This window comes from Mycobacterium colombiense CECT 3035 (assembly GCF_002105755.1).
GTDB lineage: Bacteria > Actinomycetota > Actinomycetes > Mycobacteriales > Mycobacteriaceae > Mycobacterium > Mycobacterium colombiense.
Genome location: NZ_CP020821.1, coordinates 5,396,090 through 5,418,130, shown reverse-complemented (window position 1 = coordinate 5,418,130; position 22,041 = coordinate 5,396,090). Strand labels below are relative to the sequence as shown.

At 67.5% G+C, this 22,041-nt stretch carries 24 protein-coding genes; all 24 read left to right on the top strand.

Annotated features, from left to right (window positions below):
- Nucleotides 1-148 precede the first annotated feature (148 nt).
- The 24 genes from B9D87_RS25630 to nuoL all read left to right on the top strand — a co-directional run bounded on the left by B9D87_RS25630 (nucleotide 149) and on the right by nuoL (nucleotide 22,037).
- The gene (locus tag B9D87_RS25630) at nucleotides 149-1,258 is read left to right on the top strand and encodes a homogentisate 1,2-dioxygenase (RefSeq protein ID WP_007772867.1); all 1,110 of its coding nucleotides are present in this window, start codon (nucleotides 149-151) and stop codon (nucleotides 1,256-1,258) included.
- Nucleotides 1,258-2,445, top strand: a complete 1,188-nt coding sequence (locus B9D87_RS25625; protein WP_007772868.1) for an alpha/beta hydrolase — start codon at nucleotides 1,258-1,260, stop codon at nucleotides 2,443-2,445. Before B9D87_RS25630 ends, B9D87_RS25625 begins: the two co-directional genes overlap by 1 nt.
- Nucleotides 2,442-3,647 (top strand): CaiB/BaiF CoA transferase family protein, encoded by a 1,206-nt coding sequence (locus tag B9D87_RS25620; RefSeq protein ID WP_007772870.1) that lies wholly within the window; start codon nucleotides 2,442-2,444, stop codon nucleotides 3,645-3,647. The genes B9D87_RS25625 and B9D87_RS25620 overlap by 4 nt, the downstream gene beginning before the upstream one ends.
- Nucleotides 3,644-4,540, top strand: a complete 897-nt coding sequence (locus B9D87_RS25615) for a hydroxymethylglutaryl-CoA lyase (protein ID WP_007772872.1) — start codon at nucleotides 3,644-3,646, stop codon at nucleotides 4,538-4,540. Before B9D87_RS25620 ends, B9D87_RS25615 begins: the two co-directional genes overlap by 4 nt.
- Nucleotides 4,540-5,184 (top strand): TetR/AcrR family transcriptional regulator, encoded by a 645-nt coding sequence (locus B9D87_RS25610; protein WP_007772874.1) that lies wholly within the window; start codon nucleotides 4,540-4,542, stop codon nucleotides 5,182-5,184. Before B9D87_RS25615 ends, B9D87_RS25610 begins: the two co-directional genes overlap by 1 nt.
- A gap of 8 nt (nucleotides 5,185-5,192) precedes the next feature.
- On the top strand, nucleotides 5,193-6,431 hold the full coding sequence (locus tag B9D87_RS25605; protein ID WP_007772876.1) for an acyl-CoA dehydrogenase family protein: 1,239 nt from the start codon (nucleotides 5,193-5,195) through the stop codon (nucleotides 6,429-6,431).
- Complete coding sequence (locus B9D87_RS25600; RefSeq protein ID WP_040630898.1) at nucleotides 6,431-7,438, top strand: phosphotransferase family protein; 1,008 nt, start codon at nucleotides 6,431-6,433, stop codon at nucleotides 7,436-7,438. Before B9D87_RS25605 ends, B9D87_RS25600 begins: the two co-directional genes overlap by 1 nt.
- Nucleotides 7,435-7,773 (top strand): DUF6285 domain-containing protein, encoded by a 339-nt coding sequence (locus B9D87_RS25595; RefSeq protein WP_040630900.1) that lies wholly within the window; start codon nucleotides 7,435-7,437, stop codon nucleotides 7,771-7,773. The genes B9D87_RS25600 and B9D87_RS25595 overlap by 4 nt, the downstream gene beginning before the upstream one ends.
- A gap of 26 nt (nucleotides 7,774-7,799) precedes the next feature.
- On the top strand, nucleotides 7,800-8,201 hold the full coding sequence (locus B9D87_RS25590; RefSeq protein ID WP_007772877.1) for a nuclear transport factor 2 family protein: 402 nt from the start codon (nucleotides 7,800-7,802) through the stop codon (nucleotides 8,199-8,201).
- Between the two features lie 49 nt (nucleotides 8,202-8,250).
- Nucleotides 8,251-8,787, top strand: coding sequence for a YceI family protein (locus B9D87_RS25585; RefSeq protein ID WP_040631046.1), 537 nt, complete (start codon nucleotides 8,251-8,253; stop codon nucleotides 8,785-8,787).
- Nucleotides 8,788-8,842: 55 nt separating this feature from the next.
- Entirely contained in the window at nucleotides 8,843-9,256 is a 414-nt protein-coding gene (locus B9D87_RS25580; protein WP_007772879.1) for an Rv3143 family two-component system response regulator, read from the top strand.
- Between the two features lie 102 nt (nucleotides 9,257-9,358).
- Nucleotides 9,359-9,499, top strand: a complete 141-nt coding sequence (locus tag B9D87_RS27150; RefSeq protein WP_157373229.1) for a hypothetical protein — start codon at nucleotides 9,359-9,361, stop codon at nucleotides 9,497-9,499.
- A gap of 239 nt (nucleotides 9,500-9,738) precedes the next feature.
- Nucleotides 9,739-10,116 carry an NADH-quinone oxidoreductase subunit A gene (locus B9D87_RS25575; protein ID WP_007772880.1) on the top strand — a complete coding sequence of 126 codons (378 nt, stop codon included), beginning with the start codon at nucleotides 9,739-9,741 and terminating at the stop codon, nucleotides 10,114-10,116.
- An 8-nt stretch (nucleotides 10,117-10,124) separates the two neighbouring features.
- A complete protein-coding gene (locus tag B9D87_RS25570) occupies nucleotides 10,125-10,679 on the top strand; it encodes a NuoB/complex I 20 kDa subunit family protein (RefSeq protein ID WP_007772881.1) in 555 nt (184 codons plus the stop codon).
- Nucleotides 10,676-11,383 carry an NADH-quinone oxidoreductase subunit C gene (locus B9D87_RS25565; protein WP_007772882.1) on the top strand — a complete coding sequence of 236 codons (708 nt, stop codon included), beginning with the start codon at nucleotides 10,676-10,678 and terminating at the stop codon, nucleotides 11,381-11,383. The genes B9D87_RS25570 and B9D87_RS25565 overlap by 4 nt, the downstream gene beginning before the upstream one ends.
- Entirely contained in the window at nucleotides 11,383-12,708 is a 1,326-nt protein-coding gene (nuoD, locus tag B9D87_RS25560) for an NADH dehydrogenase (quinone) subunit D (protein ID WP_007772883.1), read from the top strand. The genes B9D87_RS25565 and nuoD overlap by 1 nt, the downstream gene beginning before the upstream one ends.
- Complete coding sequence (gene nuoE, locus B9D87_RS25555; RefSeq protein ID WP_007772884.1) at nucleotides 12,705-13,460, top strand: NADH-quinone oxidoreductase subunit NuoE; 756 nt, start codon at nucleotides 12,705-12,707, stop codon at nucleotides 13,458-13,460. Before nuoD ends, nuoE begins: the two co-directional genes overlap by 4 nt.
- Nucleotides 13,460-14,803, top strand: a complete 1,344-nt coding sequence (nuoF, locus tag B9D87_RS25550; protein ID WP_007772885.1) for an NADH-quinone oxidoreductase subunit NuoF — start codon at nucleotides 13,460-13,462, stop codon at nucleotides 14,801-14,803. The genes nuoE and nuoF overlap by 1 nt, the downstream gene beginning before the upstream one ends.
- Nucleotides 14,800-17,208, top strand: coding sequence for an NADH-quinone oxidoreductase subunit G (locus tag B9D87_RS25545; protein WP_007772887.1), 2,409 nt, complete (start codon nucleotides 14,800-14,802; stop codon nucleotides 17,206-17,208). The genes nuoF and B9D87_RS25545 overlap by 4 nt, the downstream gene beginning before the upstream one ends.
- Before the next feature lie 5 nt (nucleotides 17,209-17,213).
- Complete coding sequence (nuoH, locus tag B9D87_RS25540) at nucleotides 17,214-18,485, top strand: NADH-quinone oxidoreductase subunit NuoH (protein WP_007772889.1); 1,272 nt, start codon at nucleotides 17,214-17,216, stop codon at nucleotides 18,483-18,485.
- Nucleotides 18,478-19,023 (top strand): NADH-quinone oxidoreductase subunit NuoI, encoded by a 546-nt coding sequence (gene nuoI, locus B9D87_RS25535; RefSeq protein ID WP_007772890.1) that lies wholly within the window; start codon nucleotides 18,478-18,480, stop codon nucleotides 19,021-19,023. The genes nuoH and nuoI overlap by 8 nt, the downstream gene beginning before the upstream one ends.
- A 26-nt stretch (nucleotides 19,024-19,049) precedes the next feature.
- Nucleotides 19,050-19,844, top strand: coding sequence for an NADH-quinone oxidoreductase subunit J (locus B9D87_RS25530; protein ID WP_174320946.1), 795 nt, complete (start codon nucleotides 19,050-19,052; stop codon nucleotides 19,842-19,844).
- Entirely contained in the window at nucleotides 19,841-20,140 is a 300-nt protein-coding gene (nuoK, locus tag B9D87_RS25525) for an NADH-quinone oxidoreductase subunit NuoK (protein ID WP_007772892.1), read from the top strand. Before B9D87_RS25530 ends, nuoK begins: the two co-directional genes overlap by 4 nt.
- A gap of 10 nt (nucleotides 20,141-20,150) precedes the next feature.
- Entirely contained in the window at nucleotides 20,151-22,037 is a 1,887-nt protein-coding gene (gene nuoL / locus B9D87_RS25520) for an NADH-quinone oxidoreductase subunit L (RefSeq protein WP_007772893.1), read from the top strand.
- Nucleotides 22,038-22,041: the final 4 nt, after the last annotated feature.

Genomic DNA, 22,041 nt, shown 5'->3' with positions numbered 1-22,041 from the left:
CGGCGGCGGCCCTGTGTGGCGACCGGCCGCGGCCCTCGTGTCGTTGAGCCCCGCGGCCCTTGTGCGGCTCGAAAAGAAAAAGTAATGTCACTTTCAGTTTTGCAACCCTGATCGCCCATCCAGCTGGTCCCCCTCGGAGGAGCCGTCCATGGAATCCTTTGTGCACCTGCGAAAAGGCCGTACGCCGCGTCGCCTGCACGCCGACCTCGAAGATCTCAAGGACGACGAGTTGGGCCGGGGCGGATTCACCGGCCGCACCGCCAACATGTACCGGCGCCACGACCCCACCGCGTACCGCTCGGTCGGTCCGCTGCGGCCCATCGACGTGCTGTCCAGCGAGCTCAAGCCCAGCGACGCCACCGAAGCGGACGGTGGTCCGCTGCTGATGTTCAGCAACGACGACTGCCGAATCCTGTTGAGCCGTCGCCACGAACCGATGCCGTTCTTCGTCCGCCACGTCGACGGCGACCTGCTCTGCTTCGTGCACCAGGGCAGCGGCCTGGCCGAAACCGAATTCGGACCGCTGCGCTATCGGGAGGGTGACTGGCTGTACATCCCGAAGGCATGCACCTGGCGCCAGCTGCCCGACCCCTCAGCCGACGGAGCGACCACGATGCTGATGATCGAGGCCACCGACGAGTTCCGGGTGCCGCCGCCCGGCGCGCTGGGCCGCCACTTCCCCTTCGACCCGTCGCAGGTCGTGATCCCCGAGCCGGCGCCGGCCGACGAGGCGGACGAGGCAGATGGCGAATTCGAGGTTCGGCTCATCCACCAGGGCGGCCCGACAACGCTGTTCTACCAACACAATCCGCTCGACGTCGAGGGCTGGCGTGGCGACAACTTCGCGTTCACATTCAACATCGCCGACTACAACGTGGTGACCTCCGACAGCGTCCACCTGCCGCCGACGGTGCACCTGTTCATGCAGGCCACCGGCGTTTACGTGATGAACTTCCTGCCCAAGCCCGCCGAGGGTATCCCGGGTACCGAACGCACGCCGTGGTATCACCGCAACGTCGACTACGACGAGATCGCCTTCTTCCACGGCGGCTCGCTGTACGGCATCCCGATGCCGCCTGGTTTGATTTCCCATGCGCCGCAAGGGGTTCACCACGGTGCACCGGAGAAGGCACGCGAACGGGCGCGCCGCAAGTTCGACGACTACTCCCGCGTCGACTGGCAGGTAATCGCCATCGACACGCGCCGGCGGCTCACCCCGTCGGCAGAGGTACTGGCCCACGACCTAGGACAACATTGATGACGCACGCGGTTAAGCACGAATACGAGCGAATCCCCTATCTCGTTGCCTTCCAGAACAATTCCGGGGTCCGGGACGTCTACGGCGGCCTGGCCGAGATCACCGTCCTGGAGAGCTACCTGCTCAAGCCGAAGGACAGGCCGTCGGACACCGTGCTGGTGTTCATGCATCCCATCGGCGGGGGCGCCTACCTGCCGATGATCAACGCACTGGCGCGGGCCGGCCATCACGTCATCTACTGCAACAGCCGCTTCCGCGGCACCGACTCGGCGCTGCTGATGGAGAAGGTGGTCGAGGATCTCGGCGAGTGCATCAAGGACGCCAAGAAGCGGCTGGGCTATCAGAAGGTCGTGCTGGCCGGGTGGAGCGGCGGCGGTTCGCTGTCGGTGTTCTACCAGCAGCAGGCGCAGAATCCGACCATCACGTGCAGCCCGACCGGTGACGGCCCCGACCTGACCAAGCTCGACCTGCCCGCCGCCGACGGCATCATGCTGCTGGCCGCGCACATCAGCAGGCACGGCACGCTGACCGAATGGCTGGACGCGTCGATCCTCGACGAGTCCGACCCCACCAAGCGCGATCCCGAGCTGGATCTGTACAACCCCGACAACCCCAATCAGCCGCCCTACAGCCAGGAATTCCTGGACCGCTACCGGCAGGCGCAGATCGACCGCAACCGCCGCATCACCGCATGGGTCAGGGGCAAGCTGGCCGAGTTGAAAACCGCCGGCCGGCCCGACGACGAGTTCGGCTTCGTCGTGCACGGCACCATGGCCGACCCGCGCTGGCTGGACCCGGCCGTCGATCCCAACGAACGCGTTCCCGGCACCTGCTACCTGGGGGATCCTCAGGTGGTGAACATGAGCCCCGTCGGGCTGGCCCGGTTCAGCACCCTGCGCGGCTGGCTGTCGCAGTGGAGCTACGACGACGCCCGCGGCGACGCGGTGGCCTGCGGACCCGACATCGCGATCCCCGCGCTGGTGATCGGTAACCTGGCGGATGACGCCTGCACCCCCAGCCACACCCGGCGGCTGTTCCAGGCGATCGGACACGAGGACAAGGAGATGCACGAAATCCCCGGCGCCACACACTATTACGCGGGACCCGATCAGCGGGGGCCGTTGCGTGACGCCGTCAACATCGTCACGGACTGGCTGATCCGGCACGATTTCGCGGACAAAGGATGACTCCCACCGGCCCGCTGGACGGCGTTCGGGTGCTCGAACTGGGCACCCTGATCGCCGGGCCCTTCGCCGGGCGGCTGCTCGGCGACATGGGTGCCGACGTCATCAAGGTGGAACTGCCCAAGACCCCGGACCCGTTGCGCACCTGGGGTCAGGCCGAGCTCGACGGGCAGCACGTCTTCTGGACGGTGCACGCACGCAACAAGAAGGCGATCACCCTCGACCTGCGCCGCCCCCGCGGGCGCGAACTGTTCTGCGAGCTCGTCGAGAAGTCCGACATCGTGGTGGAGAACTTCCGTCCGGGCACCCTGGAAAAGTGGAACCTGGGTTACGACGTGCTCAGCGAACGCAATCCGGGCATCATCCTGGTCCGGGTGTCCGGCTACGGGCAGACCGGACCCGACGCCACCAAGGCCGGCTACGCCTCGGTCGCCGAAGCGGCCAGCGGGCTGCGTCACCTCAACGGGTTTCCGGGTGGCCCGCCGCCCCGGCTGGCGCTCTCGCTCGGCGACAGCCTCGCCGGCATGTTCGGCGCCCAGGGTGCGCTGGCCGCGCTGTACCGGCGCAGCGTCACCGGCCGCGGCCAGGTGGTCGACGTCGCGCTGACCGAATCATGCTTGGCCGTACAGGAATCCACCATCCCCGACTACGACGTCGGCGGCGTGGTGCGCGGACCGTCGGGCACCCGGCTCGACGGCATCGCCCCGTCCAACATCTACCGCAGCGCCGACGGCTCATGGGTGGTGATCGCCGCCAACCAGGACACCGTCTTCGCCCGGCTGTGCAAGGCGATGGGCCGTCCGGAGCTGGCCACGGACGACCGGTTCGCCACGCACGTCGCGCGCGGGCGTAATCAGGACGAACTCGACAACATCATCGGGGCGTGGGCCGCGGAGCGGCATCCCGGCGAGATCATCGAAACCCTCTGCGCCACAGGCGTGATCGCGGGGCCGATCAACACCGTCGCCGAGGTGGTCAACGACCCGCAGCTGCGGGCGCGCGGCATGCTCGTGGAGCACTACGACGAGCGCGTGCAGCGCAACGTGTTGGGGCCGGGGATCGTACCGATTCTCTCGGAATCGCCGGGGCAGGTCCGCAACGCCGGGCCGGCGCGCCCTGGCCAGCACAACGACGACGTCTACATCGGGCTGCTGGGCAAGACGGCCGAGGAGCTCGAGGAGCTGCGCGCCGAGGAGGTGCTATGACCGCCCACGTCGACATCCGTGAGGTCGCCCTGCGCGACGGTCTGCAGATCGAAGCACCGATTCCGTTGTCGGCCAAGCTGGAGCTGCTGGCCGCGGTGGCGGCCACCGGTGTTCGCGAGGTAGAGGTCACCGCGTTCGTCTCCCCCACCAAGGTGCCGTCGATGGCCGACGCCGCCGAGCTGGCCGCCCATCTGCACGACTACCCCGATATCGAATTCTCGGCCCTGGTGGCCAGCCCCAACGGCGCCAAGCGGGCCGTCGCCGCGGGACTGCGCTCCATCGAATATGTGGTGGCCGCCGACGACACCTTCAGCAAGGCCAACGTCGGGCGCACCAGCGCCGAGGCCACCAAGGCGATCGACGAGATCGTCGCGATCGCGCACGACAGTGACGTCACCGTCGAAGTCGTCATCGCCACCGCATGGGACTCACCGTTCGAAGGCCCCACCCCGCCACAGCGGGTGCTGGAGATCGCCGCGGCCGCCCGCGACCGCGGCGCCGACCGCCTGTCGATCGCCGACACCATCGGCACCACCACCCCGGGCCGGGTGAGTTCGCTGATCGCACAACTGCATCCGGTGATCGGCGACCTGCCGCTGGGCGGGCATTTCCACAACACCCGCGGCTCCGGTCTGGCCAGCGCCTACGCCGCGGTCAGCTCCGGGGTGACGCGGCTGGATGCCTCCGTCGGCGGCCTGGGTGGCTGCCCCTTCGCGCCGGGCGCCACCGGCAACATCGCTACCGAGGATCTCGTATACCTGCTCGGTGACAGCGGCATCGACGTGGACGTCGACCTGCACGCCGCCATCGCCGCGGCCGGCGTGGCGAAGTCGTTGGTGGGACACGACCTGCCGAGCGCCCTGTTGCGCGCCGGCGACCGGATGCGCAACTGATGTCCGCCCCGGAGGCGAACCGCGAGCTGACCGCCAAAGGCCGCCAGACCAGGCAGGCGATCGAGCAGGCCGCCCGGAAGCTGTTCGCCGAACGGGGTTTTCACGGCACCACCCTGGCCGACATCACCTCGGCGGCGGGAAAATCGCCCGCGGTGTTCTACCGCTACTTCACCGACAAGGAAGACCTGCTGGCCGCCCTCGCCGAATCGTTCCTGCACGAGGTGGTGACGCCGTCGGGCCTGAGTGTGCACCTGCCGGAATCTCCCGACGACGACGCCTTCTTCACCTCGGTGGTCACCGGCTACTGGAACATGTTCAAGCAGAACATCGGCATCATGATCGCCGTGGCCCAGCTGGCCGCCACCCAGCAGCGCTTCGCGGCCGTGCAGAACGAATTCCGGCGGTTCGGAATGGATCTCGTGGCGGCATCGGTGCGCCGGGCCCAGGATCAGGGCTACGGCGCCGAGCTGCACCCCCAGCACACCGCGGCGGCCATCGCGTTGCTGTTCGAGAATTTCACCACCGTGTTCGTCGGACCGTCCGGACCGGTGGGGTTGGGCGTGGACATCGGCGACGAGGACGCCATCGCGACCCTGTCGACGATCTGGAAGAAAACGCTGTACGGCGGCCTCACGAAATCGTAGGAGAAGACGTGGATTTCACCCTGCCAGAGCACCTCCCGGGCCTGCTCGCCGAGATGGACGAGTTCATCGAGGCCGAGATCAAGCCGCTGGAACGCGAGAACATGCAGTACTTCGACCAGCGTCGCGAGCACGCGCGCACCGACTGGGACAACGACGGCATCCCCACCCGCGAATGGGAGGATCTGCTCTCCGAGATGCGCCGGCGGGCCGACAAGGCAGGCTGGCTGCGCTACGGGCTGCCGGCCGCGCTGGGCGGGCGCGACGGCAGCAACGTCGACATGGCGGTCATTCGGGAACACCTGGCGCACAAGGGCCTTGGCCTGCACAACGACCTACAGAACGAATCCTCGATCGTCGGGAACTTCCCGCAGGTGATCATGATGGAGCGGTTCGGCACCGACGAGCAACGCAGACAGTGGTCGGAGGCGCTGATCACCGGGGAGCGGTCCATGGCGTTCGGCCTGACCGAGCCGCAGCACGGATCGGATGCCACCTGGCTGGAGACGCGGGCCGAACGCGACGGCGACGACTGGGTGATCAACGGCTCCAAGCGGTTCAACACCGGCGTGCACCGCGCGACCCACGACCTGGTCTTCGCCCGCACCTCCGGTGAGCCGGGGGCCGCGGTGGGCATCACCGCGTTCCTGGTGCCCACCGATTCGCCCGGATTCAACGTCCCGTACTACTGGTGGACGTTCAACATGCCCACCGACCACGGCGAAGTCGAGTTGACCGATGTTCGAATTCCCGCCGACGCGGTGCTCGGCGAGGTGGACCGCGGCCTGGAAGTCGCCCAAACCTTCTTGCACGAGAACCGGATTCGGCAGGCGGCGAGCAGTTTGGGCGCGGCGCAGTACTGTATCGACCGTGCCGCCGAATACGCGGCCCGCCGGAAGGTCTTCGGCAAACCGCTGTCGGTGAACCAGGCCGTGCAGTGGCCGCTGGCCGAGTTGGCAACCGAGGCGCAGATGGTGCGGCTGCTCGTGCAGTACGCCGCCTGGCATCTGGACCGCGACCACCACATGGAGGTCTCCGACAAGGTGTCGATGGCGAACTACCGCGCCAACCGGCTGGTCTGCGACGCCGCCGACCGCGCCATGCAGGTCTACGGCGGCCTCGGCTACAGCCGGCACGAGCAGTTCGAACACATCTACCGCCACCACCGTCGCTATCGGATCACCGAGGGCGCAGAAGAGATCCAGATCCGCCGGGTGGCGCAGCGGCTGTTCAAATTCGGCACGAAGTGATGGACGTCGACGAGGCAGCGGAACTGGGCGCCAAGCTGGCCGGGGTGCTCACGGCGGCCGTCGGCACCGACACCACGGTCGAGAACCTGCGCGCGCTGACCGGTGGCGCCAGCAGAACCACCTGGGCGTTCGACGCCGTCATCAACGCGCAGCGTCGCGCGCTGATCCTGCGCACCGGGCCACCCGACGATGTCCATGCCGGGATGGAATTGGAGGCCAAGGCCCAGGCCGCCGCTGCCGCAGCCGGCGCGCCGGTCCCCCACGTGCTGATCGCCGACAATTCTGCTGCCGCACTGGGCAATCCGTTTTTGATCTGTGACGAGATCAAGGGCGAGACCATCGTGCGGCGCATCCAGCGTCAGCTCGACGGGGCCGGCGGGCACGCCTCCCGCACGCGATTGCTGCAGCAGTGCGCGCAGGCGATGGCCGCCATTCACCGGGCCGACACCGGCATCCCGGAGCTGACCGACGAGGACCAACTCGCCGAATGGCGCCAGCGCCTCGACGACATGGGCGACACCACCGCGACATTCGAGTGGGGGTTCCGCTGGCTGGCCGCCCACCGGCCCCAGCCGTCGCCGGCGGTGTTGGTGCACGGCGACTTTCGGATGGGCAACCTCATCGTCGACGGGTCCAACCTCGCCGCGGTGCTGGACTGGGAGCTGGTGCACGTCGGGCAGGCCTACGAGGACCTGGCGTGGTTCTGCATCCGGGCCTGGCGGTTCGGCGCCCCGGCCAGCCTCGGCGCGGGCGGCCTGGGCAGCATCGAAAGCTTCCTGCGCGCCTACGAGCAGGCCAGCGGGACTACCGTCGACCGGGTGGCGTTTCACTGGTGGCTGGTGCTGGCCACCCTGCGGTGGGGTGTCATCTGCCGCTTCCAGGCCGAGCGGCACCTGAGCGGACAGAACCGCTCGGTCGAGTTGGCCACGATCGGACGTCGCGTCTGCGAGACGGAGTGGGACCTGCTCAACCTGCTCGAGGCGCCCGCTTCGGGGCTGAGCGCGTGATCGGCGCATACGGCCGACCGCTGGCCGCCGAACTCGTGGCCGCGGTCGCCGAATTCCTGGAAAGCGATGTGCGCGCCGCGACCGAGGGGCAGGTCAACTTCCACGCCAGGGTCGCCGCCAACGCGCTGCGCATCGTCGAGCGCGAACTGCTCGACGAGAGCGAGGCGGAATCCCGCATAGCGCTGGCCGGCCTGGGCTTCGCCGACGAGGAACAACTGGCCGCGGCGATCCGGGCCGGCGAGCTGGACGGGCAAGCCGAACAGGTCACCGCCTGCCTGCGCACCCTGGTGCGACGCCGATTGGCCGTCGCGCATCCCGGATACGACAGCGAATAGCCTCGCGAACCGAAAAGGAGCCACCCATGCCCGCTTCCAGCACCGAGACGGTCATCGATGTGGCCAACCGCCTGTTCACGGCGATCGAGCGAAGCGACGTCGCCGCGGTTGACGCGATGTGGAGCAACGAGATCGCGGTGTGGCGCGTCGGCTCGCGGCGCGATGACGATAAGGCCCGCGCGATGCGCGTCATCGATTGGTTCATCGGCGCGACGACGCAGCGTCGCTACGAAATCCTGGACCGGCAGCTGTTCGACGACGGATCCGCCCGGGGCTTCGTCCAGCAGCACATCTTGCACGCCACCGGGCATGCCGGACAGTCGATCTCACTGCGGGTCTGCATCGTCATCCGGGTGGGCGCCGACGGCCTGATCGAGCGGATCGACGAATACTTCGACCCCGCCGGGATCGCGCCGCTGATGAACTAGCGCTAGATTCGCCACGACACATGGGATCACGACACATTGGGGGGTGACGATGACGACCTTGGAGACGCTGCTTCACGATCCCGACATGGCCGGCGTGTGGAACCTGGCCCCGGATCGCTCGACCATCACTTTCAAGATCAGGAACATGTGGGGCCTGGTGAACGTCAAGGGCCGCTTCACCGACTTCACCGGCGACGGCCAACTGACCGGCAAGGGAGCGGTTTTCGGCCGAGTGGACATCCGGACCGCCTCGCTGGACACCGGCATCGGCCGTCGCGACACACACCTGCGGTCGGCCGACTTCTTCGACGCCGACCGCTTCCCGGAGATCAGCGTCGTCGTGACGGGCGTGCAGCCGACCAAAGGCAAGGCGGCCGATCTGCGCACCACGTTCACCATCAAGGGCGTCGCCGCGGAGGTGCAGCTGCCCGTCACGATCTGCGAGCTCGACGACGGGTCGGTCCGAATCACGGCTGAAACCAAGCTCGATCGGGACCGGTTCGACCTGGGTTGGAACCGGCTCGGCATGGTGAGCTCGACGGCGACGGTCGCGGCCGACGCCATCTTCGTGCGGGTATCGCGATAAGGATTTCTGCGGGCACCGCGGGTGAACCCGGTGGGGCACCAGTAGCATCTGCACCGTGTCCGACTCCACCCCCCAGTCCAGCGTCGCCCTGCGGATCCTCGTCTACAGCAGCAACGTCCAAACCCGCGAACGGGTGATGCGGGCCCTGGGCAAGCAGCTGCATCCCGATCTGCCCGAGTTGAGCTACGTCGAGGTGGCGACCGGCCCCATGGTGGTGGCGACGATGGACAAGGGCGGCATCGACTTGGCCATCCTGGACGGCGAGGCCACCCCGACCGGCGGCATGGGAATCGCAAAGCAGCTCAAAGACGAACTCGAGAACTGCCCACCCCTGGTCGTGCTGACCGGACGGCCCGACGATGCGTGGTTGGCCTCCTGGTCGCGCGCCGAGGGCGCGGTGCCGCACCCCATCGATCCCATCCTGCTGGGCCGCACGGTGCTCAGCCTGCTGCGAGCCCCCGTTCGCTGATTCATCCCACTTCGCTGATTCATCCCACTTCATTGACAGCCGCGTATTTGCCGCGGCCGTTGATTCCCGGCCGTTGATTCGCTGCCGCCGATTGCGGCAGTCATGACCACTTCGGCCCCCGCCGGCACCCCGACCGATGTCGGCCGCGACGTTGCTGACGACGGGCCATCCGCCCTGGCGACGCCCCTGATCTTGAGCGGCGCGGCGATCGGCGCGGCCGCGCCTTTGCTGGTGCTCATCTAGCGACTGGTCCGGCTGATTCCGCGCGGCGATGCGCGTTGGTTGTACCGGCTTTCGAGTTTGCGCAGCACAGCGCGACATCGCGCCGCGGATACTGCAAAACGGCCACCCCGGGCAAGCGCGCCGCGCGCCGCGACGCTATGTTGTAAATCACTGTGGCGGGCTTGCGGCCCGGTTCGTCACAGCAGCCCGGTTACCGCCTGGCCGCTGCAGGCGGCTCGTACGACGGATCATGGAGCGAGTTGAACGTCTACATACCCATCCTGGTGCTAGGCGCCATCGCCACCGCCTTTGCAGTGGGCTCGGTGGCTATCGCGAGCCTGGCCGGCCCGTCACGTTTCAACAAGTCGAAGATGTCGGCCTACGAGTGCGGAATCGAACCCACCGAGACATCGGTGAGCGGCCCGCATGCGACAGCCGGGCAGCGCTTTCCGGTGAAGTACTACCTCACCGCGATGCTGTTCATCGTTTTCGACATCGAAATCGTGTTCCTGTATCCGTGGGCGGTCAGCTACGACGCGCTGGGCACGTTCGCACTGGTCGAAATGGTGATTTTCATGCTGACGGTTTTCGTGGCCTACGCCTATGTGTGGCGCCGCGGCGGCCTGACGTGGGATTGAGGTAAGACGTGGGTCTTGAGGAACAGCTGCCCGGCGGGATCTTGCTGTCGACGGTCGAGAAGGTCGCGGGCTACGTCCGCAAGAACTCGCTGTGGCCGGCGACGTTCGGGCTGGCCTGCTGCGCCATCGAGATGATGGCAACGGCCGGGCCAAGATTCGACATCGCGCGGTTCGGGATGGAGCGATTCTCGGCCACCCCCCGGCAGGCCGATCTGATGATCGTCGCCGGGCGCGTCAGCCAGAAGATGGCTCCGGTGCTGCGACAGATCTACGACCAGATGGCCGAACCGAAATGGGTGCTGGCCATGGGGGTGTGCGCGTCATCCGGTGGGATGTTCAACAACTACGCGGTCGTGCAGGGCGTCGATCACGTGGTCCCGGTGGACATCTACCTGCCCGGCTGCCCTCCGCGACCGGAGATGCTGTTGTACGCAATCCTGAAGCTGCACGAGAAGATTCAGGAGATGCCGCTGGGCGTCAACCGGGAAACAGCCATCGCCGAAGCCGAGCAGGCGGCGCTGTCGGCCCGGCCCACGATCGAGATGCGCGGACTGCTGCGATGAGCTCACCGGACCAAGATCCCAAAGAAGCGATCAGCCGCGCCGACGAAGAAGTCATCGACGTGCGCCGCGGCATGTTCGGCGCCAAGGGCTCGGGTGACACGTCCGGTTACGGCCGGCTGGTGCGCGAGGTCCTGCTCCCCGGCAGCAGCCCGCGGCCCTACGGCGGCTACTTCGACGAGGTGGTCGATGCGCTGGCCGCGGCGCTGAGCGAGGCCGACGTCGAATTCACCGACGCCATCGAAAAAGTCGTCGTGTACCGCGACGAGCTGACGCTGCACGTGCGGCGCGACGCGCTGGAGCAGGTCGCCCACCGGTTGCGTGACGACCCGCGGCTGCGCTTCGAAATGTGCCTGGGTGTCAGCGGGGTGCACTACCCGCACGAGACGGGACGCGAACTGCACGCGGTGTATCCGTTGCAGTCGATCACGCACAATCGCCGCGTCCGCCTGGAAGTGTCTGCGCCCGAAGGTGATCCGCACATCCCCTCGCTGTTCCGGATCTATCCGACCACCGACTGGCACGAGCGGGAGACCTACGACTTCTTCGGGATCATCTTCGACGGGCACCCGTCGCTGACCCGGATCGAGATGCCCGACGACTGGCACGGGCATCCCCAGCGCAAGGACTACCCCCTCGGCGGGATCCCGGTCGAATACAAAGGCGCACAGATACCCCCGCCCGACGAGCGGAGAGCGTACAACTGATGAGCACCACCACTGAATCGACGCACGACGGCGCCGGCGAGACCTTCGTGGTCGCCGGCGGCCAGGACTGGGACAAGGTCGTCGAGGCGGCCCGCGGGGTCGATCCCGGCGAACGCATCGTCGTCAACATGGGGCCGCAGCATCCGTCCACGCACGGGGTGTTGCGGCTGATCCTGGAGATCGAGGGCGAGACGGTCACCGACGTCCGGTGCGGCATCGGGTATTTGCACACCGGCATCGAGAAGAACCTCGAGTACCGCTACTGGACCCAGGGTGTCACGTTCGTGACCCGGATGGATTATCTCTCACCGTTTTTCAACGAGACGGCGTACTGCCTGGGTGTGGAGAAGCTGCTCGGCATCACCGATCAGATTCCGGAGCGGGTCAACGTCATCCGGGTGATGATGATGGAGCTCAACCGGATCTCGTCGCACCTGGTGGCGCTGGCGACCGGTGGCATGGAACTGGGCGCCATGACCCCGATGTTCGTCGGATTCCGCGGACGCGAGATCGTGCTGACCCTCTTCGAATCGATCACCGGCCTGCGAATGAACAGCGCCTACGTCCGCCCCGGCGGTGTGGCGCAGGACCTGCCGCCTAATGCGGAGGCCGAAATCGTCGAGGGCCTCAAGGGACTCAAGCAGGTGCTGCGCGAAATGAGCGGCCTGCTCAACGAGAACGCCATCTGGAAGGCCCGCACCCAGGACGTCGGATACCTGGATCTGACCGGCTGCATGGCGCTGGGCATCACCGGCCCGATCCTGCGCGCCACCGGGTTACCTCACGATCTGCGCAAGAGCGAACCGTACTGCGGATACGAAAACTACGAATTCGACGTAATCACCGAAGACACGTGTGATGCTTACGGGCGCTACATGATTCGCGTCAACGAGATGTGGGAGTCGATCAAGATCGTCGAGCAGTGTCTGGACAAGCTGAAGCCGGGCCCGACCATGGTCGAGGACCGCAAGATCGCCTGGCCGGCCGACCTGAAGGTGGGCCCCGACGGCATGGGCAACTCACAGGAACACATCGCCAAAATCATGGGCGGCTCGATGGAGGCATTGATCCACCACTTCAAACTGGTCACCGAGGGCATCAGGGTGCCCGCCGGCCAGGTCTACACCGCGGTCGAATCGCCGCGCGGGGAGCTTGGGGTGCACATGGTCAGCGACGGCGGCACCCGGCCCTACCGGGTGCACTACCGAGACCCCTCGTTCACGAATCTGCAGTCGGTGGCGGCGATGTGCGAAGGCGGGATGGTCGCCGACCTGATCACCGCGGTCGCCAGCATCGACCCGGTCATGGGCGGGGTGGACCGGTGACCGGGCCGCAGGGGCAGCCGGTCTTCCTCCGCCTCGGTCCGCCACCCGACGAACCCAACGCGTTCGTCGTCGAAGGCGCGCCCAAGACGTACCCGCCCGAGGTGCGGGCCCGGCTGGAGGTCGACGCCAAGGAGATCATCGGCCGCTACCCCAACAAGCGTTCGGCGCTGTTGCCGTTGCTGCACCTGGTGCAATCGCAGGATTCCTACCTGACACCGGCGGGCCTGGAGTTCTGTGGCGAGCAGCTCGGACTCACCGGGGCCGAGGTGTCCGCGGTGGCGAGCTTCTACACCATGTACCGGCGCGGCCCGACCGGCGACTACCTGGTGGGTGTCTGCACAAACACGTTGTGCGCCATCATGGGTGGCGACGCCATCTTCGACTCCCTGAAAGAACACCTGGGCGTCGGCAACGACGAGACCACCGCGGACGGCTCGGTCACTCTGCAACACATCGAATGCAACGCCGCCTGCGATTACGCACCGGTGGTGATGGTGAACTGGGAGTTCTACGACAACCAAACGCCGGAGTCCGCGCGCGAACTCGTCGACTCGCTGCGTTCCGGTGAGCCGCAGCCGCCCACCCGCGGCGCCCCGCTGTGCGTCTTCCGCGAGACGTCGCGCATCCTGGCCGGCCTGCCGGACGAGCGTCCCGACCAGGGCCAGGGCGGCGCCGGGGCGGCCACCCTGGCCGGCCTGAAGGTAGCCAAGGAACACGGCATGCAGGCGCCCAGCGCGCCGGAAAGCCAGTGATGACAACGACTTCTGACACTTCGCAGGCGACACCGCTGACCCCGGTCATCAGCCGCTTCTGGGACGACCCCGAGTCGTGGACCCTCGACACCTACCACCGGCACGGCGGCTACGAGGCGATGAAGAAGGCACTGGCGATGGAGCCCGACGCGGTGATCGGGCTGGTGAAAGACTCCGGACTGCGCGGGCGCGGCGGCGCGGGATTCTCGACCGGCACGAAGTGGTCGTTCATCCCGCAGGGCGACACCGGGGCGGCCGCCAAGCCGCATTACCTGGTGGTCAACGCCGACGAGTCGGAACCCGGTACGTGCAAAGACATTCCGCTGATGCTGGCGACCCCGCACGTCCTGCTCGAGGGCGTCATCATCGCCGCGTACGCGATCCGCGCCAGCCACGCCTTCATCTACGTGCGCGGGGAGGTGCTGCCGGTCCTGCGCCGCCTGCAGAACGCGGTGGCCGAGGCCTACGCCGCCGGCTACCTGGGCCGCGACATCAACGGATCCGGCTTCGACCTCGAGCTGGTGGTGCACGCCGGTGCCGGTGCTTACATCTGCGGTGAGGAAACCGCGCTGCTGGACTCGCTGGAGGGCCGGCGCGGCCAGCCGCGGCTGCGCCCGCCGTTCCCCGCCGTCGCCGGGCTGTACGGCTGCCCCACGGTGATCAACAATGTCGAGACCATCGCGAGCGTGCCGTCGATCATCGGCAACGGCGTGGACTGGTTCCGCTCGATGGGCAGCGAGAAATCCCCTGGCTTCACGCTGTATTCGCTGTCGGGCCACGTGGCCCGGCCCGGCCAGTACGAGGCGCCGCTGGGAATCACCTTGCGGGAGTTGCTCGCCTACGCAGGCGGTGTGCGCGCCGGGCATCGGCTCAAGTTCTGGACGCCCGGCGGCTCGTCGACCCCGCTGCTGACCGACGAGCACCTCGACGTGCCGCTGGATTACGAGGGCGTCGGCGGCGTCGGCTCGATGCTGGGCACCAAGGCGCTGGAGATCTTCGACGAGACCACCTGCGTGGTGCGCGCCGTGCGGCGCTGGACCTACTTCTACAAGCACGAGTCGTGCGGAAAGTGCACGCCGTGCCGCGAGGGCACCTTCTGGCTCGACCAGATCTACGAGCGGCTGGAAACCGGCAGGGGCACCAGCGAGGACATCGGCAAGCTGCTGGACATCTCCGACACCATTCTCGGAAAATCGTTCTGCGCGTTGGGCGATGGCGCCGCCAGCCCGGTGATGTCGTCGATCAAGTACTTCCGCGACGAATACGTCGCACACGTCGAGGGCGGCGGATGCCCCTTCGATCCCCGAGACTCCATGCTGACGGCGGACGGAGGTAAGGCGTGACGCAGGCCGCCGACACGGAAAAGAAGGTAGACCAGCCGGAGATGGTGACGCTGACCATCGACGGCAACGAGATCAGCGTTCCCAAGGGAACTCTGGTGATCCGGGCCGCCGAGTTGATGGGCATCCAGATTCCCCGGTTCTGCGATCACCCGCTGCTGGAGCCGGTCGGCGCGTGCCGGCAGTGCCTGGTCGAGGTCGAGGGTCAGCGCAAGCCGATGGCGTCGTGCACGACGGTCGCCACCGACGACATGGTGGTGCGCACCCAGCTCACGTCGGAGGCCGCCGACAAGGCCCAGCACGGCGTGATGGAACTGCTGCTCATCAACCACCCGCTGGACTGCCCGATGTGCGACAAGGGCGGCGAATGCCCGCTGCAGAACCAGGCAATGTCCAACGGCCGCGCCGATTCTCGCTTCACCGACGTCAAGCGCACGTTCGCCAAGCCGATCAACATCTCCTCGCAGGTGCTGCTGGACCGCGAGCGCTGCATCCTGTGCGCGCGCTGCACCCGGTTCTCCGAGCAGATCGCCGGCGACATCTTCATCGACATGCAGGAGCGGGGCGCCCTGCAACAGGTCGGCATCTACGCCGACGAACCGTTCGACTCCTACTTCTCGGGCAACACCGTGCAGATCTGCCCGGTGGGCGCGCTGACCGGGACGTCGTACCGGTTCCGGGCCCGCCCGTTCGACCTGGTCTCCAGCCCCAGCGTCTGCGAACACTGCGCGTCCGGCTGCGCGCAGCGCACCGACCACCGCCGCGGCAAGGTACTGCGCCGGCTGGCCGGCGACGACCCCGAGGTCAACGAGGAGTGGAACTGCGACAAGGGCCGGTGGGCGTTCACCTACGCGACCCAGCCCGACGTGCTCACCACTCCCCTGATCCGCGACGCCGACGGCTCGCTGCAACCGGCGTCGTGGTCGCACGCGATCGCCGTCGCGACCAAGGGCCTCGAAGCGGCGCGCGGCCGCGCGGGCGTGCTGGTCGGCGGCCGGGCGACCCTGGAAGACGCCTACGCCTACTCGAAATTCGCGCGAATCGTGCTGGACAGCAACGACATCGACTTCCGCGCCCGGCCGAACTCGGCCGAGGAGGCCGACTTCCTGGCCGCCCGCATCGCCGGCAAGCCGATCACGGTCAGCTACGCAGACCTGGAATCCGCCCCGGTCGTCGTGCTGGTCGGCTTCGAGCCCGAGGACGAGTCGCCCATCGTGTTCCTGCGGCTGCGCAAGGCGGCCCGCAAGCACGGGTTGCCGGTCTACGCCATCGCGCCGTTCGCCACCCGCGCGCTGACCAAGATGGCCGGGCGGCTGATCAAAACCGTTCCCGGCGCCGAAGCTTCGGCGCTCGACGGGTTGGCCACCGGCGAGGTGGGCGACCTGCTCTCCACGCCGGGTGCGGTCATCATGGTCGGCGAGCGCCTGGCCACGGTGCCGGGCGGATTGTCCGCGGCGGCACGGCTCGCCGACACCACCGGTGCCCGCCTGGCCTGGGTGCCGCGTCGCGCCGGCGAGCGCGGCGCGCTGGAGGCCGGTGCGCTGCCGGGCCTGCTGCCCGGCGGCCGTCCGGTCGACGACGAGACCGCCCGGGCGCAGGTCGCCCAGGCGTGGAACGTGTCCGAATTGCCTTCCGGCAGTGGACGTGACGCCGACGCGATGCTGGCCGCCGCCGCCGACGGCACGCTGGGCGCGCTGCTGGTGGGTGGTGTCGATCCGAACGACTTCACCGACCCGCAAGCGGTGCTGGCGGCGCTGGACGCCGTCGGCTTCGTGGTCAGCCTGGAGTTGCGGCACAGCGCCGTCACCGAACGCGCCGACGTCGTCTTCCCGGTCGCGTCGACGACGCAGAAGGCCGGTGCATTCGTCAACTGGGAGGGCCGTTTCCGGCCGTTCGACCCGGCGCTGCGCAACACCCAGGACGCCGGCCAATCCGACCATCAGGTGCTCGACACGTTGGCCGATGAGATGGGCGTGTACCTGGGCATGTCCACCGTCGCCGCGGCCCGCGAAGAACTGAACGCGCTGCGACACTGGGACGGCAAGCGCGCCGCGAACCCGGACGTCGCGGCCCCGGAGCCGGCCCAACCCGCCTCGGGCGAGGCGGTGCTGGCCGGCTGGCAGATGTTGCTGGACAACGGCCGGATGCAGGACGGCGAGCCGCATCTGGCGGGCACCGCCCGCAAACCCGTCGCCCGGCTATCCGCCGACACGGCCGCCGAGATCGGCGCCGCCGACGGCGACGCGATCACGGTCAGCACGTCACACGGATCCATCAGCCTGCCGCTGATGATCACCGACATGCCCGACCGGGTGGTCTGGCTTCCGGTGAACTCGCCCGCCTCGGCGGTGCATCGCCAGCTCGGCGTATCGGTCGGCAGCACAGTCAAGATCGGAGTTGGTTCATGACCGGCTTGACCGTTTTCGGACACGACACCTGGTGGCTGGTGCTCGGCAAGGCGCTGGCGATCTTCGTCTTTCTCATGCTCAACGTGCTCGTGGCGATTCTGCTCGAACGCAAGATCCTCGGCTGGATGCAGCGGCGGCCCGGGCCCAACCGAGCCGGACCGTGGGGCGTCCTGCAGAGCCTGGCCGACGGAATCAAGTTGGCGCTCAAGGAAACCATCACTCCCGGTGGGGTGGACAAGTTCGTCTACTTCGCGGCGCCGGTCATCTCCACGATTCCGGCGTTCACCGCCTTCGCGTTCATCCCGTTCGGTCCGGTGGTGTCGGTGTTCGGCCACCGCACGCCGCTGCAGTTGACCGATCTGCCGGTCGCGGTGCTGTTCATCCTCGGGTTGTCGGCGATCGGCGTCTACGGAATCGTGCTGGGCGGTTGGGCTTCCGGGTCCACCTACCCGCTGCTGGGCGGGGTGCGCTCGACGGCCCAGGTCATCTCCTACGAGGTGGCGATGGGGCTGTCGTTCGCGGCGGTCTTCCTCTACGCCGGAACGATGTCGACGTCGCAGATCGTCGCCGCGCAGGACCGGGTCTGGTACGCGTTCCTGCTGCTGCCGTCGTTCGTCATCTACCTCATCTCGATGGTCGGTGAAACCAACCGGGCGCCTTTCGATTTGCCCGAGGCCGAGGGTGAGCTGGTCGCCGGGTTCCACACCGAGTACTCGTCGCTGAAGTTCGCGATGTTCATGCTGGCCGAGTACGTCAACATGATGACGGTCTCGTCGCTGGCCACCGTCCTGTTCTTCGGCGGCTGGCACGCGCCGTGGCCGCTGAACATGTGGGCGGGCGCCAACACCGGCTGGTGGCCGGTGCTCTGGTTCACCGCGAAGATGTGGACCTTCCTGTTCGTCTACTTCTGGTTGCGGGCCTCGCTGCCCCGGCTGCGCTACGACCAGTTCATGGGGCTGGGCTGGAAGCTGCTGATCCCCGCCTCGCTGGTCTGGGTGCTGATCGCCGCCGTCATCCGCACGCTGCAGAACCAGGGCTACGCGCACTGGACCCCGATCCTGGTGGTCAGCAGCGCCGTGTTCGCCACCGCGCTCGTGCTGTTGCTGCGAAAACCGTTCAGCGCGCCGGGTATTCGCGCGCTGGAGAAACAGCTGCGCCGCGAGGCGAAGAAGCTACCGACCGCACTCGACTCCACACCCGTATTCCCGACACCGCCGCTGCCATCGACGGCCCAGAAATCCCTGGCGGCGGCGAGCAAGGAGAAAGCCCGTGGCTAAATTCTTGGACGCCATAGCCGGGTTCGGCGTGACCTTCGGGTCGATGTTCAAACGCAATGTCACCGAGGAGTATCCGGAAAAGCCGGGCCCCGTCATGCCGCGCTACCACGGCCGCCACCAGCTGAACCGCTACCCGGACGGTCTGGAGAAGTGCATCGGCTGCGAATTGTGCGCCTGGGCATGCCCGGCCGACGCGATCTACGTCGAGGGCGCGGACAACACCGAGGAACTCAGGTATTCGCCGGGGGAACGCTACGGCCGCGTGTACCAGATCAACTATCTGCGGTGCATCGGTTGCGGGCTGTGCATCGAGGCGTGCCCCACCCGGGCGCTGACGATGACCAATGACTACGAGATGGCCGACGACAACCGCGCGGACCTGATCTACGAGAAGGACCGGCTGCTGGCGCCGCTGCTGCAGGACATGCTCGCGCCGCCGCACCCCAGGGCCGAAGGCGCCACCGATAAGGACTACTACCAAGGCAATGTGACCGCACACGGGTTGCGGCAGACCCAGCAAGCCGGAGACTCCCGGTGACCGGATTGACCGGCCACGCCGTCGTCGTGGCGTCAAGTTTTGCGCAGGACACCATCGTCCGCACCTCCACCGGCGAAGCGGTCGCCTTCTGGGTGCTGGGCGTCCTGGCGGTGATCGGCGCGATCGGCGTGGTCACCGCCGTCAACGCCGTCTACTCGGCGATGTTCCTGGCGATGACCATGATCATCCTGGCGATCTTCTACATGATCCAGGACGCGCTGTTTCTGGGTGTGGTTCAAGTTGTGGTCTACACCGGCGCGGTGATGATGCTGTTCTTGTTCGTGCTGATGCTCATCGGTGTGGACTCCGCCGAATCGCTCAAGGAGACGCTGCGCGGTCAGCGTATCGCCGGAGTCGCCGCCGGTGTCGGGTTCGGCATCCTGCTGATCGCCGCCATCGGCAACCTGACCACCGGCGGCTTCGCGGGCCTGACCACCGCCAACGCCAACGGCAACGTGGAAGGGCTGGCGGCACTGATCTTTTCGCGGTACCTGTGGGCGTTCGAGCTCACCAGCGCGCTGCTGATCACCGCCGCCGTCGGCGCGATGGTGCTGGCGCACCGCGAGCGCTTCGAGCGCCGCAAGACGCAGCGCGAGCTCTCGCAGGAACGGTTCCGCTCGGGCGGACACCCCACCCCCATGCCCAGCCCCGGTGTGTACGCACGCCACAACGCCGTCGACGTGGCCGCGTTGCTGCCGGACGGCTCGTACTCGAAGCTGTCGGTCTCGCCGATGCTGCAAAGCCGCGGCGCCGACGGCAAGAAGACCCCGTCCCCGTCCCCCGAGCCGAGCCCGACTCTCTCCCAAGGCGGTACGTCGTGAATCCGGCCAATTACCTGTACCTCTCGGCGCTGCTGTTCACCATCGGGGCCTCCGGTGTGTTGTTGCGCCGCAACGCCATCGTGATGTTCATGTGCGTCGAGCTGATGCTCAACGCGGTCAATCTCGCGTTCGTCACGTTCGCGCGGATGCACGGCCACCTGGACGGGCAGATGATCGCGTTCTTCACGATGGTGGTCGCCGCCTGCGAGGTGGTCATCGGACTGGCCATCATCATGACCATCTTCCGTACCCGCAAATCGGCGTCCGTCGACGACGCGAACCTACTCAAAGGCTGAAGACGCCACGATGACTCAAAACACCTGGCTGCTGGTCGCGCTGCCATTGGCGGGCGCCGCAATCCTGCTGTTCGGCGGGCGACGCACCGACCGGTGGGGGCACTGGCTGGGCTGCGCCACCGCCCTCGCGGCGTTCGGGGTGGGCCTGAGCCTGCTCTCGGAGCTGCTCGGCCGCGCGGGCGACGACCGCTTCATTCACCAGAAGGTGTTCAGCTGGATCCCGGTCGGCCAGCTCCAGGTCGACCTCGGGCTGCAAATAGACCAACTGTCGGTGTGTTTCGTACTGCTGATCACCGGGGTCGGGTCGCTGATCCACATCTATTCGGTCGCCTACATGGCCGAAGACGTCGACCGCCGAAGGTTTTTCGGCTACCTCAACCTGTTCCTGGCGTCGATGCTGCTGCTGGTGATCGCCGACAACTACGTGGTGCTCTACGTCGGCTGGGAGGGCGTCGGCCTGGCGTCCTACCTGCTGATCGGTTTCTGGTACCACAAGCCGACCGCGGCCACCGCGGCCAAGAAGGCCTTCGTGATGAACCGGGTCGGCGACGCCGGGCTGGCGCTGGGAATGTTCTTGATGTTCAGCACTTTCGGCACCCTGTCGTACGCCGGGGTGTTCGCCGGCGCGCCCGCCGCCGGCCACGGTGCGCTGACCGCCATGGGATTGCTGTTGCTGCTGGGCGCCTGCGCCAAGTCCGCCCAAGTCCCGCTGCAGGCCTGGCTGGGTGACGCGATGGAGGGCCCCACCCCGGTGTCCGCGCTGATCCACGCCGCCACCATGGTGACGGCCGGTGTGTACCTGATCGTGCGGTCGAATCCGCTGTACAACCTGTCCCCCGAGGCACGGCTGGCCGTGGTCATCGTGGGTGCGGTCACGCTGCTGCTCGGGGCGTTCATCGGCTGCGCCAAGGACGACATCAAGCGGGCGCTCGCGGCGTCGACGATGAGCCAGATCGGCTACATGGTGCTGGCGGCGGGCCTCGGCCCGGCCGGCTACGCCTTCGCGATCATGCACCTGCTCACCCACGGTTTCTTCAAGGCCGGGCTGTTCCTCGGCTCCGGCGCGGTGATTCACGCGATGCACGAAGAGCAGGACATGCGCCGCTACGGCGGTTTGCGTGCGGCGCTGCCCATTACGTTCGTCACCTTCGGCCTGGGTTACCTCGCCATCATCGGCGTGCCGCCCTTCGCGGGCTACTTCTCCAAGGACGCCATCATCGAGGCGGCGCTGGCCTCGGGCGGCCTGCAGGGGTACCTGCTGGGTGGCGCCGCGCTGCTGGGCGCCGGCGTCACCGCGTTCTACATGACGCGCGTGATGCTGATGACCTTCTTCGGCAAGAAGCGCTGGGCCCCTGGCGCCCACCCGCATGAGGCGCCCGGGCTGATGACGTGGCCGATGATCCTGCTCGCCGTCGGCTCGGTGTTCTCCGGTGGCCTGCTGGCGGTGGGCGGCACCCTGCAGCGCTGGCTCGAGCCCGTCGTCGGCAAGCACGAAGAGGTCACGCACGCGTTCCCGGTCTGGGTCAGCTCCGCGCTGGCGCTGGGCGTCGTGGTCATCGGCATCGCGGTGGCCTACCGGTTGTATGCGACCAGACCCATCCCGCGGGTGGCGCCGCTGTCCGTCTCGGCGCTGACGACGGCCGTGCGCAAGGACTTCTACGGCGACGCCTTCAACGAAGAGGTCTTCATGCGCCCCGGCGCGCAACTGACCCGCGCGCTGGTCGACGTCGACAACGCGGGTGTCGACGGCTCGGTCAACGCCCTGGCCGCGCTGGTGAGTTCGACGTCAAATCGGCTGCGGGGGCTGCAAACCGGCTTCGCCCGCAACTACGCACTGTCGATGCTGACGGGCGCGGTGCTGGTGGTCGCGCTGATCCTGGCGGTGCGACTGTGGTGACTCG